The organism is Pseudomonas sp. NY15372, from assembly GCF_048068215.1.
Classification (GTDB): domain Bacteria; phylum Pseudomonadota; class Gammaproteobacteria; order Pseudomonadales; family Pseudomonadaceae; genus Aquipseudomonas; species Aquipseudomonas guariconensis_A.
The window spans coordinates 1-12,037 of the sequence record NZ_JBLUPY010000063.1 but is presented as its reverse complement, the minus strand read 5'-3'; the positions used below and the strand labels follow the sequence as shown (position 1 = coordinate 12,037).

Here is a 12,037-nt window from a genome sequence, read left to right as displayed (position 1 = left end):
TCTGGCTTTGGGTAAAGGGTTGTCTTCATCGCCGGCAAGCCGGCTCCCACAGGGTGTGGTTGGCGCTGCACCAGTGGGAGCCGGCTTGCCCACAACCATAGAATCTCCCACCGGTACTTCGCCAACCACACCCTGTGGGAGCGGGCTTGTCCCGCGATTGGGCCGGTTCAGACGACGCTGATCACCACCGATACCTGTTCGGCGCCAGCCACCACCAGGCTCACCTCGTCATCGACTTTCTTGCCCAGCAACTGTTGCCCCAACGGCGAGCGCGCCGTGATGACGGTGACCTGCTGCGCGCCTTCGCCTATCTTCAAGCCTGCCGCCTCAGGCCCAAGGAACAGCAAGCGCTGGTGCCCCTGTTCATCTTCCAGGGTCACCAGGTTGCTGACCTGGATACCTCGTACCGGGTCATAGTCGCGCAACAGCAACTGCTGGTACGCCAGCAGCGCCTGGCGGATCTCGGCCGTGCGCCGGGCCTGCCCGGTGGCCAGGTACGAGGCCTCGAGGCTCAGGGTGTCATACTTGTTCTCGGCGATGTTCTCCTCGGCGGTGGCGGCCTCGTAGGCGGCCTGTGCCGCACGGCGCAGCACCTCGACATCATGTTCGAGGGTCTCGACGATGCGCGAGAGCAGGGTGGTCTTGTCCATGGTCAATAGCAGAATTCCAGTACGTTGGCCTGGCTCTTGTCAGTTGGTGCAGTGCGGTTCTGCTGCAGCCAGAACTGGCATTTGGGGTTGTTCAGGTTGCGCGGGCTGCCCTGGGCCGCTTCGACGGCCTGGCGAGTCTCCTGCTGTTGCAGGATCACCTTGTAGCGCTCGAACATTTCGGCCTGCGCGTCGGCCGGCGCTGCCGGTTGGCTGGCGGTCGGTGCCATGGCCTGGACCACCGGCTGCACCTGTCCGGGCCACCAGTGCCAGGCCAGCCACAGGCTCAGGGCGATGGCCACGGCGCCGAGCCACAGGCCGAGCGCCACGCATAGAATCAACTGGACGGGCTTGAGGGTAACCTTCAGTTCGCGGCGACGTGGCATGGCGGCCTCCTGGCTGGGCGGTTCATGCCGGGCATTGTCGCACGGTGGCAGGGGTTTTTTGGCGTCGATGCTTTCGCCTTGAAGCATTTATCCGCAAAATCCGCGGTTTTTGCGCGGGGCAAGGGAGTGGGCATGAAATCCACCTGGGACATCTTCTGCACGGTCGTCGACAACTACGGCGACATCGGCGTGACCTGGCGCCTGGCCCGGCAACTGGTGGCCGAGCAGGGGCTGGCGGTACGCCTGTGGGTGGACGACCTCGAAGCCTTCGTGCGCCTGTGCCCCGAGGCCGATGCCGGCGCCGCGCAGCAGTGGCAAGCCGGCGTCGACGTGCGGCACTGGCCGAGCCAATGGCAACCGGTAGCGCCGGGCGACGTGGTGATCGGTGCCTTCGGTTGCCGGCTGCCGGCCGATTACATCGAGGCCCTGCGCCTACGGGCCAGGCCTGCGCTGTGGCTGAACCTCGAGTACTTGAGCGCCGAGGATTGGGTAGAGGGCTGCCATGGCCTGGCCTCGCCCCAGGCCAATGGGCTGCGCACCCTGTTTTTCTTCCCAGGCTTCACCGACAAGACCGGTGGCCTGCTGCGCGAGGGCACGCTGCTGGCCCGGCGCGCGGCCTTCGAGGCGGACCCGACCGCGCGCACAGCGTTCCTCGGCGGCCTGGGCGTGCAGGTGGAGGAGGGCGCGCGGCTGCTCTCGTTGTTTGCCTACGAAAACGCGCAGCTGGGCACCTGGCTCGATGCCTTGGTCGAAGACAGCCAACTTAGCCACCTGCTGGTGCCCGAGGGGCGCATCCTGGCCGATGTACGCCAATGGCTGGGTGAGCCTGGCCTGAGTGTGGGCGCTGTGCGGCGCAAAGGTGCGCTGACCGTGCAGATCCTGCCATTCGTCAGCCAGGACGATTATGATCGCCTGCTCTGGGCCTGCGACTTCAATGCCGTGCGCGGTGAGGACTCCTTCGTGCGTGCCCAATGGGCCGGCAAGCCGCTGTTGTGGCATATCTATGTGCAGGACGAGAACGCCCATTGGGAAAAACTCGAAGCGTTCCTCAAGCTTTATCGCCAAGGGCTGTCAGAAAAAGCGGGAGATGCGCTGGTCGAGCTTTGGCGTGCCTGGAACATGGACCGCGACATGGGCGCGGCCTGGCGCGGGGTGCTCGAGCACTGGCCGCAACTGCAGGCACATGCCCGCCAATGGAGCGCCGCACAGGCCGCTCGGCCGGACCTTGCCACGACGCTGGTACAGTTTTACCGAAATTGGCTATGATACGCGGCCTCGATTTTTATAAATCCATCCAGATTCGGATACTTCGTAATGAAAACTGGTAAAGAACTGAAACCCGGTACCGTACTGCGGATCGACAACGACCCGTGGCTGGTACAGAAAGCCGAATTCACCAAGTCCGGTCGCAACAGCGCGATCATGAAGACCAAGCTGAAGAACCTGCTGACCGGCTACAAGACCGAAACCGTCTACTTCGCCGACGACAAGCTGGACGACGTGATCCTCGATCGCAAGGAAGTCACCCTGTCCTTCATCAGCGGTGATGCCTACACCTTCATGGACACCACCGACTACACCATGTACGAACTGAACGCCGAAGACATCGACGCCGTTCTGCCGTACATCGAAGAAGGCATGCAGGACGTCTGCGCCCTGACCATGTACGAAGAGAAAGTCGTATCGGTCGAGCTGCCGACCACCATCAGCCGCCAGGTCACCTACACCGAGAACGCTGCTCGCGGCGACACCTCGGGCAAGGTCATGAAGCCGGCCAAGCTGGCCAACGGCACCGAAGTTCAGGTTGCCGACTTCATCGAGATCGACGAGTGGATCGACATCGACACTCGCGACGGCAGCTTCAAGGGCCGTTCCAAGAAGTAATTCTTCTTGCGATCGCAAAAAACCCGGCCTTGGCCGGGTTTTTTTTCAGGTGCGATATTTGCTGTTGCCAATCGCCGGCAAGCCGGCTCCCACAAAGGGCCTGCAAAATCAAATAGTTATGCGTTTTTCTGTGGGAGCCGGCTTGCCGGCGATTGGGACGCAAAGCGTCCACTACGATCAAACAGTCACGTGCAACCGCACATCCACATTGTTGCGCGTGGCATTGGAGTACGGGCAGACGTGGTGCGCTTTCTCCACCAGCGCCTCGGCCTCGGCCTGGGCCAGCCCCGGCAGGTTGATGTGCAGGTCGATATCCAGGCCGAACCCGCCTGGGATCTGCCCGATGCCCACCTTGGCGGTGATCGAGCTGTCGGCAGGCAGTTGCTGCTTCGCCTGGCCCGCCACGAACTTCAAGGCGCCGATGAAGCAGGCCGAATAACCGGCTGCGAACATCTGCTCGGGGTTGGTACCGTCGCCGCCAGCGCCGCCCAGCTCCTTGGGCGTGCTCAGCTTGACCTCGAGCTTGCCGTCGCTGGAGCGCGATTTACCATCGCGACCGCCGGTGGAGGTTGCTTCGGCGATGTACAGGGGAGTGACCTTTTGCATCTTGAGCCTCGCTTGTGTGCTGTGCGCCGTGGCGCTGGATGGGTACGGGAATTAAATTAGCGCTCAATTATTTAGTGCGCAAGATAAATTTCATTCCGTTCATCGGTACGGCGTTCCACAGCATAGCCGTCAGAGGTTTTTTTGCAGGCTGGCGCGCAGCTCCAACAAGTCCGCCTGCAGTTGCTGCAGGCGTTCGATGCTGCGCCCACTGGCTTGCAGGATGCACGGCGGCACGCGCCTGGCCTCGTCCTGCAGGGCGCGCCCCTTGTCGGTCAACTCCACCAGTACCACCCGCTCATCCTCGCGGCTGCGGGTGCGCTTGAGCAGCCCTTCGCTTTCCAGGCGCTTGAGCAGGGGGGTCAGCGAGCCCGGGTCGGTGAGCAGGCGCTGGCTGATCTCGCCCACGGTCAGGCCGTCCTGTTCCCAGAGCACGAGCATGGCCAGGTATTGCGGGTAGGTCAGGCCCAGGGCCTGCAACAGGGGTTTGTAGACCTTGGTCATCAGCAACGAGGTGGAATGCAGGGCGAAGCAGACCTGGTTGTCCAGCAGCAGCTCGTCGCAAGGGGCGTTGATGTCGGCGTTCATGCAGGTCCTTGAATGAAGTCAGGGTGAAAATCTAGCACGCTGATGGTTGGCGCGCTCACTACCTGCGCAGTCCGCTGCGCAGGGCCAGGTCCCAGGGGGGTACCGGACTGAAACGGCTCTTGAGGAATTCGAGCAGCAAGCGACTGCGAGAGTTCGTTTCATGTTCCAGGCGTAGTGCATAGATGCCACTGCTTTCCGGTGGCGGCAGGCCGTTTTCGCAGAACAGCGGCAGCAGTTCGCCGCGCAGCAGGTAGTCGCTGACCAGCCAGGTAGGCAGGTGGGCAATGCCCAGGCCGGCCAGGGCGCCGAACAGCAGCGTCTCGGCATTGTTGGCGGCCATGCGCATGCGTGCCGGGCGGTACAGGCGGCTCTGGCCATCGACCGTGAAGCGCCAGGCGAAGGGCGGCGCCAGGCCGTCCCAGTCCAGGCCATGGTGCTCCGGCAGCTCGCTCGGGCAGGCCGGCACGCCGCGGCTGGCCAAGTAGGCCGGGCTGGCGCAGGCGATGCGCACCATGTAGGCCAGGGGCGTGGCGACCAGGCGGGTGTCGGCCAGGGGGCCGGCGCGCAGCACCAGGTCGACCTCGCCCAGGTGGCTGCCGTGCAGGTCGACGAAGCTATCGATCAGACGCAGTTGCACATCCAGCCCAGGGTAGGCCGCCAGGAAGTCGGCGATGGCCGGAGCCAGGTGGCGGCGGCCAAAGGCGGCAGGGGCATCGATGCGGATCAACCCTTCCGGCGCGCTGCTCAACGACACCGCCTCGGCCCGCGCCAGGCGCAGTTCCTCGATGATGCGCCGGGCCCGCTCGGCGAAAGCTTTACCGGCTGGCGTGGCTCGAACTGCGTGGGTGGTGCGGGCGAACAAGCGGCTGCCGACGGCCTGCTCCAGGTTATCGATACGCCGGGCTACCGCCGAGGGCGTCAGTGGGTGGCGGCGCGCCGCGGCGGAGAAGCTGCCGGTTTCCAGCACATCGAGAAACAGGCTCAATTGTTCGGTCAGAGTGTCAGGGCTCATGGCACATCACTGTTCCAGCGCGGATAGGGTTTGCTTGTGCGAAATAGGCAAAGCCATTGTGCGCTGCTGTGCGTTTCCCCGCCAGCGGCGAGCCGCTAGCATGCCCGTATTGTCAAACCGGCGGGATGAGGCGCGGATGATCGAGTGGGTGATGTATGGGGTGTTGGGCGCGGCCCTGGGCACCATGGGTGGATTGTTCGGTATCGGCGGTGGGTTGATCGCGATCCCGGCGTTGGGGGTGTTGTTCGGCCTTGATCAGCAACTGGCGCAAGGCACGGCATTGGTGATGGTGGTGCCCAACGTGCTGCTGGCGCTATGGCGCTACCACCAGCGTAACCGCATCGAGTTGCGCCATGCCTTGCCGCTGGCGGTGTGCAGCTTCCTGTTCGCCTGGCTCGGCTCGATCTGGGCGGTGGGCATCGATGCGCAGTCCATGCGCTTAGGCTTCGTCGGCTTCCTGGTGGCCCTGGCGCTGTGGAACGTGGCGCGGATGTTCCTGCGCGTGCCGCTGCCGAGCGCCGAACTGCGTTACCCATGGCCTTGGCTGGGGGTACTGGGGAGTTTCGCCGGTGCCATGGGCGGGTTGTTCGGTGTCGGCGGGGCCGTGGTGGCGACCCCCATCCTGACCAGCGTATTCGGTACCACCCAGGTCGTTGCCCAGGGGCTGTCATTGGCCCTGGCTGCCCCCAGCACCCTGGTGACGCTGGTCACCTACGGTGTGCACGGCAGTGTCGACTGGCACGTAGGTATCCCGCTGGCCATCGGTGGCCTGCTCAGCATCAGTTGGGGCGTGAAGCTGGCCCACGCCTTGCCGGAGAACGTGCTGCGCACGCTGTTCTGCATCTTCCTGGTGGCCTGCGCCGTGATGCTGGGCTTGGAGATCTAGCCAAGACGCATCGCCGGCAAGCCGGCTCCCACCTGTCCTGCGCTGTTTTAAGAGGCAGCGTCGTACCTGTGGGAGCCGGCTTGCCGGCGATAGGGCCGGAGCAGGCAACCAAGACAGTTTGCTCCGCTCCCATAGGGCCCGCGCCTCTGCCGGCGACAGGCATCACTTGAACCCTTCGACGATGTAGTCCGCCATGCAGTCGGTGATCGGCGACTGCTGCTGCGTATTGCGCAACAGCATCACATTGGCCAGCGGCAGCTGCGGCAGGCCCTCGTGCTCGCCGAGCATCCGCAGATTGCCGCCGATCAGGCTCTGCAGCTGGGCCGTGACGGCCAGGCCGGCGCTGACGATGGCGAAGATCGCCGCCAGGCTGGGGCTGGTGTAGGCGATGCGATAGTCGATGCCCTGGGCCTCCAGGGCGTTGCAGGTCCAGGCGCGGCAGAAACAGTCGGTGTTGAACAGCGCCAAAGGCATGGGCCGTTGCTCCTGCGGGCAGAAACCTTGCGCCGCGGCCCATACCAGGCGCTCCTGGCGCAGCAGCTGGCCGACCTCGTTGCCCGGCTCGCGGGTGACGATGGTCAGGTCCAGGTCTTGGCGCAGCATCAGATGCTTGGACGACTCGCAATGCACTTCTACCTGGATGAGCGGGTAGGCCTGGGCGAAGCTCGAAAGAATGGTCGGCAAAAAGCGCATGGCGTAGTCGTCGGGCGTGCCGATGCGCACCACTCCGACCATATGCGGCATGCGCAGGGTGTTGAACACCTCGCCCTGCAGTTTGAGGATGCGTCGGGCATAGCCGAGCAGTACTTGGCCCTCGGCGGTCAGGCGCACCTGGCGGCCGTCGCGTTCGAACAGCTGGCGTTGGAGAATGTCTTCTTCGAGCCGTTTCATCTGCATGCTCACCGCCGACTGGGTGCGGTTGACCACCTCGCCGGCGCGGGTGAAACCGCCTTGTTCGGCGATGGCCACGAAGGTGCGAAGTACGTCCGAATCGAGGTTCTGGTACTGGGACATTGCATCAATCTCCGAGATGCATTGCATCAGAAACATTCGTTGGATTGATCTTAAGCCCGGCGCGAGACTGAAGCCATCTTCACGGAGGGCTTCAAGATGAAAGGTCAGATCACTACCCTGTACGTCAAACCTTCCTCGTCATTCACCCATATGGGCGAGGCGCTGCTGGCGCGGCTGCTTCGCTGGTACGAGCTGTACCGCCAGCGCCGCGCGTTGCTCAGCCTGAGCGATGCGACCTTGCACGACCTGGGGTTGAGCAGGGCGGATATCGAGCAGGAGGCCGAGCGGCATTTCTGGGATGACCCGCTGCGCAAATGAGTGCCGATGCCATCGCGGGACAAGCCCGCTCCCACAGGGACGGCGTTGTCGCGGATTCTGTGGGAGCCAACTGTCTTGAGTTGCTTGCCCCGGTCCTATCGCTGGCAAGCCAGCTCCCACAGGTACAGCGGTGTCTCTGAAAACAGCGCAGGCCTGGTGGGAGCGGGCTTGTCCCGCGATTGGCAGCAGCGCCTTACTTGCGTACTTGCTTCAATGTCTCGGCAATCAGGAACGCCAATTCCAATGACTGGTCGGCATTGAGCCTCGGGTCGCAATGGGTATGGTACCGGTCCGACAACCCATCTTCGGTGATCGGCCGCGCACCACCGATGCACTCGGTGACATTCTGCCCGGTCATCTCGATGTGAATCCCCCCGGCATGGCTGCCTTCGGCCTGGTGCACCTGGAAGAACTGGCGCACCTCGTCGAGGATCTGCGCGAAATCCCGGGTCTTGTAGCCGCTGCTGGCCTTGATGGTATTGCCGTGCATTGGGTCGGAGCTCCACAGCACCTTGCGCCCTTCGCGCTCGACGGTGCGGATCAACCCCGGCAGGTGCTCGGCCACCTTGCCGGCGCCCATGCGCACGATCAGGTTGAGCCGCCCTGGATCGTTGTCCGGGTTGAGGGTGTCGATCAGGCGGATCAGTTCCTCGGGGTTCATGCTCGGCCCCACCTTCACACCGATCGGGTTGTGCACCCCGCGCAGGAACTCCACATGGGCGCCGTCCAGCTGGCGAGTGCGATCGCCGATCCACAGCATGTGCGCCGAGCAGTCGTAGTAGTCGCCGGTCAGGCTGTCGCGCCGCACGAAGGCTTCCTCGTAGTTGAGCAGCAGCGCTTCGTGGGCGGTGAAGAAGCTCGTCTCGCGCAGTTGCGGTGCGCCGTCCAGGCCGCAGGCGCGCATGAACGCCAGGGTTTCATCGATGCGCCCGGCCAGTTGGTGGTACTTCTCCGACAAGGCCGAGTTGGCGATGAAATCCAGGTTCCACTTGTGCACTTGGTGCAGGTCGGCAAAGCCGCCCTGGGCGAAGGCGCGCAGCAGGTTGAGGCTGGCGGTGGCCTGGTGGTAGGCCTGCAGCAGGCGCTCCGGGTCCGGCACACGGCTCTGCTCGTCGAAACCGATGCCGTTGACGATATCGCCGCGGTAGGCCGGCAAGGTCACCTGGCCGATGGTTTCGTCACCCGAGGAGCGCGGCTTGGCGAACTGCCCAGCCATGCGCCCGACCTTGACCACCGGGCAACCGGCGGCGAAGGTCATGACGATGGCCATCTGCAGCAGCACCTTGAAGGTGTCGCGGATCTTCGCCGCCGAGAACTCGGCGAAACTCTCGGCGCAGTCGCCCCCCTGCAACAGGAAGGCCCGGCCCTCGGTGACCTCGGCGAACTGCCGGCGCAACTCCCGGGCTTCGCCTGCGAACACCAGCGGTGGGTAGCTGGCCAGGGTCTGCTCGACCTTGAGCAGGTGCGCGGCGTCGGGGTAGGTCGGTTGCTGCTGGATCGGCAGGGTGCGCCAGCTCTCGGGGCTCCAGGGTCGGTTCATCACGGGCTCGGTAGTCGGTTATAGGCTGCCTGCCATGGTATCAGCTGGCGGCGTGCTTGTTGCACCGGGGGCATTGGCGGACAATGGCCGTTTTGCGCGGGCAGGTGGCGGTAATGGGGACGGAGCGAGAAGAGCGGCTGTTGGCCCGGGTCGAGGATGCATTCGGGGTCATCAGCGTCTATGAGGTGGACGACTACCGCTTCCTCGAGTTCGGCGACGCCATCGAGCAAAGCTGCACCTTCACGGCCGACCCCAGTTGGTTGGAGTACGACTACACCCGCGCCATGCTGGTCGGGGCGCTGTGCCACGCGCAACCGGAAAGCGCGCTGTTCCTGGGCCTGGGCGCCGGTACCCTGACCCAGGCCTGCCTGAAGTTCCTGCCCCTGGAAGACGTCGAGGTCATCGAGCTGCGCCCGGACGTGCCGCGCCTGGCCATGCAATACATGGGGCTGGACGACGACCCGCGGTTGTACGTGCGGGTGGGCGATGCCCTGGAGCTGCTGCCCAGCGCCGAGAAGGCCGACCTGTTGTTCGTCGACCTCTATACCGATCATGGGCCCGGCGTCGGCCATTTGGCCTGGGGGTTCCTGGAGAACTGCCAGAAGCAGCTCAACCCGGGGGGGTGGCTGGTGATCAACCAATGGGCAGGGGACGACGGCCGGCCGTTGGGCGCGGCGTTGTTGCGCGGGTTGTACCACCGGCACTACTGGGAGCTGCCGGTGAAGGAGGGGAATGTGATCTTGCTGGTGCCGGCTGATCTGGAGCAGGAACTGGACCTGGATGGGCTGCGGGCGCGGGCCGAGGCGCTGGCGCCGCGGCTTGGGTATTCGCTGGAGTATCTGATCAGGGCGGTTCGATCGGCCAGCTGAGCAAACGGGGCCGCTTTATGGCCCATCGTGGGGCAAGCATGCACGGGCCCTGTGGGAGCGGGCTTGTCCCGCGATGAGGAGAACGCGAAAACGATTCAGCGCCCACAGGCTGATGGCCGCGTGCTGGCCTTCACCGTTGAAAAAAATCTCACGGTTCGGCCAGGATTCGGGTATAGTACGCGCCGGTCTTTTAGCGGACCTCAAAATCAGGTGGTGCAAATCCTCCGAGTCCAGCTTCGGCTGCGTGTCCGCTAGGCGGACCTTCCCAAGACGTTCCTTTTTCAATCGTTTTCGCAAATCCCCGCCGCCAAAGCTGCCTGGGTGACCGTTTGGTCTTTCAAGGCATGTGCAGCTTTGGAGCATGGGTCTTTGCGGATGCACCTAGAGGCAGACCCATGACCCAGGAAACCGGCGGATTCGCCGCTCTCGATCTCAATCCGAATATCGTTGCCGCAGTACTGGCGACCGGCTATGAAGAGCCATCGGCCATTCAGCAACAATCGATCCCGATCATCCTCGCCGGTCACGACATGATCGGCCAGGCGCAGACTGGCACCGGCAAGACCGCTGCCTTCGCCCTGCCGATCCTCAATCGCATCGATGTGAGCAAGCGCGAACCGCAAGCCCTGATCCTGGCGCCGACCCGTGAGTTGGCGCTGCAAGTAGCCACCGCTTTCGAAACCTACGCCAAGCAGATGCCGGGCGTGAATGTAGTGGCCGTGTACGGTGGTGCCCCGATGGGCCCACAACTGCGTGCCATCCGTAACGGCGCCCAGATCGTCGTCGCTACCCCTGGCCGCCTGTGCGACCACCTGCGCCGCGACGAGAAAGTCCTGTCCACCGTCCAGTACCTGGTACTCGACGAAGCGGACGAAATGCTCAAGCTCGGCTTCATGGACGACCTGGAAGTCATCTTCAAGGCCATCCCCGAGTCGCGCCAGACCGTGCTGTTCTCCGCCACCCTGCCGTCGTCGATCCGCTCGATCGCCGAGCGTCACCTGCGTGAGCCCAAGCACGTCAAGATCCAGAGCAAGACCCAGACCGTCACCGCGATCGAGCAGGCTCACCTGATGGTCCACGCCGACCAGAAGATCCCGGCCGTGCTGCGTCTGCTGGAAGTGGAAGAGTTCGACGCGCTGATCGCTTTCGTGCGTACCAAGCAAGCCACGCTGGACCTGGCCGCCGCCCTGGAAGCCAAGGGCTACAAGGCTGCCGCACTGAACGGCGACATCGCCCAGAACCAGCGTGAGCGCGTCATCGACTCGCTCAAGGATGGCCGCCTGGACATCGTCGTCGCCACCGACGTCGCGGCCCGAGGCCTGGACGTGCCGCGTATCACCCACGTGTTCAACGTCGACATGCCGTACGATCCGGAGTCCTACGTGCACCGTATCGGCCGTACCGGCCGTGCCGGTCGCGATGGCCGTGCGCTGCTGCTGGTCACCCCGCGTGAACGCCGCATGCTGCAGGTCATCGAGCGTGTCACCGGGCAGAAGGTCGCCGAAGCCCGCCTGCCGAACCCGCAGGCCGTGCTCGACGCGCGCATCAAGAAGCTGACCGCGAGCCTGGCGCCGCTGGTGGCCGAATCGGAGGCCAGCCATGGCGAACTGTTCGACCGCCTGACCGCTGACCTGGGCTGCAGCCCGCGTGCCCTGGCCTCGGCCCTGCTGCGCAAGGCCACCAACGGCCAGGCCCTGGACCTGGCCGCGGTCGAGCGCGAACAGCCGCTGGTGCCGACCTACACCCCGCGTGAGCGTGGCGAACGCAGCGAGCGCGGTGAGCGTAGCGAGCGTGGTGACCGCGAGCGTCGCGCGCCGATGCCGCTGCCGGAAGGCCGCGTGCGCTGCCGTACCGCCCTCGGTGCCCGTGACGGTATCGCCGCCAAGAACCTGCTGGGCGCGATCCTCAATGAGGGTGGCCTGGCACGCGATGCCATCGGCCGCATCCAGGTACGCGACAGCTTCAGCCTGGTCGAGCTGCCGGAAGAAGGCCTGGAGCGTCTGCTGTCCAAGCTCAAGGACACCCGTGTGGCGGGCAAGCAGCTGAAGCTGCGCCGCTACCGCGAGGACTGATCCTGGCGCGATGAAAAAATCCCCGGCCTCGGCTGGGGATTTTTTTGCCCGGTTGGAATGGCCCAATCGCCGGCAAGCCGGCTCCCACAGCACAGCGTCGAGCCTGTGGGCTTGCCCCGCGATTGGGCCGGGCCCGCTATCACCGCCGCCAAGCAAGGGCTTCGCCCTTGATCGCGGGACAAGCCCGCTCCCACAGGGTGTGGTTGGCGAAGTACCGG

The 12,037-nt window shown here is 64.5% G+C and carries 12 protein-coding genes and 1 pseudogene; 6 read left to right on the top strand and 7 right to left on the bottom strand.

The window, feature by feature from the left end; translation table 11 throughout:
• Positions 1-167: 167 nt before the first annotated feature.
• On the bottom strand, positions 168-650 hold the full coding sequence (locus tag ACNFG0_RS22500; protein ID WP_196156760.1) for a GreA/GreB family elongation factor: 483 nt from the start codon (positions 648-650) through the stop codon (positions 168-170).
• A gap of 2 nt (positions 651-652) precedes the next feature.
• Positions 653-1,033, bottom strand: a complete 381-nt coding sequence (locus ACNFG0_RS22495) for a hypothetical protein (protein ID WP_196144959.1) — start codon at positions 1,031-1,033, stop codon at positions 653-655.
• A gap of 132 nt (positions 1,034-1,165) precedes the next feature.
• On the opposite strand from ACNFG0_RS22495, the gene earP reads away from it, so the two are divergent.
• Positions 1,166-2,299, top strand: a complete 1,134-nt coding sequence (gene earP, locus ACNFG0_RS22490) for an elongation factor P maturation arginine rhamnosyltransferase EarP (RefSeq protein ID WP_416766465.1) — start codon at positions 1,166-1,168, stop codon at positions 2,297-2,299.
• A 48-nt stretch (positions 2,300-2,347) separates the two neighbouring features.
• Positions 2,348-2,917 carry an elongation factor P gene (efp, locus tag ACNFG0_RS22485; RefSeq protein ID WP_170028870.1) on the top strand — a complete coding sequence of 190 codons (570 nt, stop codon included), beginning with the start codon at positions 2,348-2,350 and terminating at the stop codon, positions 2,915-2,917.
• A gap of 177 nt (positions 2,918-3,094) precedes the next feature.
• Here the strand turns inward: efp and ACNFG0_RS22480 are convergent, their stop codons facing one another.
• The 3 genes from ACNFG0_RS22480 to ACNFG0_RS22470 all read right to left on the bottom strand — a co-directional run bounded on the left by ACNFG0_RS22480 (position 3,095) and on the right by ACNFG0_RS22470 (position 5,120).
• The gene (locus ACNFG0_RS22480) at positions 3,095-3,523 is read right to left on the bottom strand and encodes an organic hydroperoxide resistance protein (RefSeq protein ID WP_084854979.1); all 429 of its coding nucleotides are present in this window, start codon (positions 3,521-3,523) and stop codon (positions 3,095-3,097) included.
• A 129-nt stretch (positions 3,524-3,652) separates the two neighbouring features.
• Positions 3,653-4,108: a MarR family winged helix-turn-helix transcriptional regulator gene (locus tag ACNFG0_RS22475; RefSeq protein ID WP_196156763.1), complete on the bottom strand. Its 456-nt coding sequence runs from the start codon at positions 4,106-4,108 to the stop codon at positions 3,653-3,655.
• Between the two features lie 58 nt (positions 4,109-4,166).
• Positions 4,167-5,120, bottom strand: a complete 954-nt coding sequence (locus ACNFG0_RS22470) for a LysR family transcriptional regulator (protein WP_196144962.1) — start codon at positions 5,118-5,120, stop codon at positions 4,167-4,169.
• Between the two features lie 136 nt (positions 5,121-5,256).
• Between ACNFG0_RS22470 and ACNFG0_RS22465 the strand changes: the two genes are divergently transcribed.
• Complete coding sequence (locus tag ACNFG0_RS22465; protein WP_416766470.1) at positions 5,257-6,006, top strand: sulfite exporter TauE/SafE family protein; 750 nt, start codon at positions 5,257-5,259, stop codon at positions 6,004-6,006.
• Positions 6,007-6,168: 162 nt separating this feature from the next.
• Here the strand turns inward: ACNFG0_RS22465 and ACNFG0_RS22460 are convergent, their stop codons facing one another.
• Positions 6,169-7,020, bottom strand: coding sequence for a LysR substrate-binding domain-containing protein (locus ACNFG0_RS22460; protein ID WP_196144963.1), 852 nt, complete (start codon positions 7,018-7,020; stop codon positions 6,169-6,171).
• Positions 7,021-7,170: 150 nt separating this feature from the next.
• On the opposite strand from ACNFG0_RS22460, the gene ACNFG0_RS22455 reads away from it, so the two are divergent.
• Positions 7,171-7,338 carry a DUF1127 domain-containing protein gene (locus ACNFG0_RS22455; RefSeq protein ID WP_416766468.1) on the top strand — a complete coding sequence of 56 codons (168 nt, stop codon included), beginning with the start codon at positions 7,171-7,173 and terminating at the stop codon, positions 7,336-7,338.
• Positions 7,339-7,531: 193 nt separating this feature from the next.
• Here the strand turns inward: ACNFG0_RS22455 and ACNFG0_RS22450 are convergent, their stop codons facing one another.
• Entirely contained in the window at positions 7,532-8,878 is a 1,347-nt protein-coding gene (locus ACNFG0_RS22450; RefSeq protein WP_196144965.1) for a class II 3-deoxy-7-phosphoheptulonate synthase, read from the bottom strand.
• Positions 8,879-8,991: 113 nt separating this feature from the next.
• On the opposite strand from ACNFG0_RS22450, the gene ACNFG0_RS22445 reads away from it, so the two are divergent.
• On the top strand, positions 8,992-9,747 hold the full coding sequence (locus tag ACNFG0_RS22445) for a spermidine synthase (protein ID WP_416766461.1): 756 nt from the start codon (positions 8,992-8,994) through the stop codon (positions 9,745-9,747).
• A gap of 361 nt (positions 9,748-10,108) precedes the next feature.
• Positions 10,109-11,819: pseudogene (locus ACNFG0_RS22440) on the top strand (DEAD/DEAH box helicase).
• The last annotated feature ends 218 nt before the right edge of the window (positions 11,820-12,037 follow it).

Bases quoted from the DNA above. Each gene is read 5' to 3' on its own strand.
- ACNFG0_RS22500 (WP_196156760.1), bottom strand. From the start codon at position 650: ATGGACAAGACCACCCTGCTCTCGCGCATCGTCGAGACCCTCGAACAT.
- ACNFG0_RS22470 (WP_196144962.1), bottom strand. From the start codon at position 5,120: ATGAGCCCTGACACTCTGACCGAACAATTGAGCCTGTTTCTCGATGTG.
- efp (WP_170028870.1), top strand. From the start codon at position 2,348: ATGAAAACTGGTAAAGAACTGAAACCCGGTACCGTACTGCGGATCGAC.
- ACNFG0_RS22450 (WP_196144965.1), bottom strand. From the start codon at position 8,878: ATGAACCGACCCTGGAGCCCCGAGAGCTGGCGCACCCTGCCGATCCAG.
- ACNFG0_RS22460 (WP_196144963.1), bottom strand. From the start codon at position 7,020: ATGTCCCAGTACCAGAACCTCGATTCGGACGTACTTCGCACCTTCGTG.
- ACNFG0_RS22445 (WP_416766461.1), top strand. From the start codon at position 8,992: ATGGGGACGGAGCGAGAAGAGCGGCTGTTGGCCCGGGTCGAGGATGCA.
- ACNFG0_RS22455 (WP_416766468.1), top strand. From the start codon at position 7,171: ATGGGCGAGGCGCTGCTGGCGCGGCTGCTTCGCTGGTACGAGCTGTAC.
- ACNFG0_RS22480 (WP_084854979.1), bottom strand. From the start codon at position 3,523: ATGCAAAAGGTCACTCCCCTGTACATCGCCGAAGCAACCTCCACCGGC.
- ACNFG0_RS22475 (WP_196156763.1), bottom strand. From the start codon at position 4,108: ATGAACGCCGACATCAACGCCCCTTGCGACGAGCTGCTGCTGGACAAC.
- ACNFG0_RS22495 (WP_196144959.1), bottom strand. From the start codon at position 1,033: ATGCCACGTCGCCGCGAACTGAAGGTTACCCTCAAGCCCGTCCAGTTG.
- ACNFG0_RS22465 (WP_416766470.1), top strand. From the start codon at position 5,257: ATGATCGAGTGGGTGATGTATGGGGTGTTGGGCGCGGCCCTGGGCACC.
- earP (WP_416766465.1), top strand. From the start codon at position 1,166: ATGAAATCCACCTGGGACATCTTCTGCACGGTCGTCGACAACTACGGC.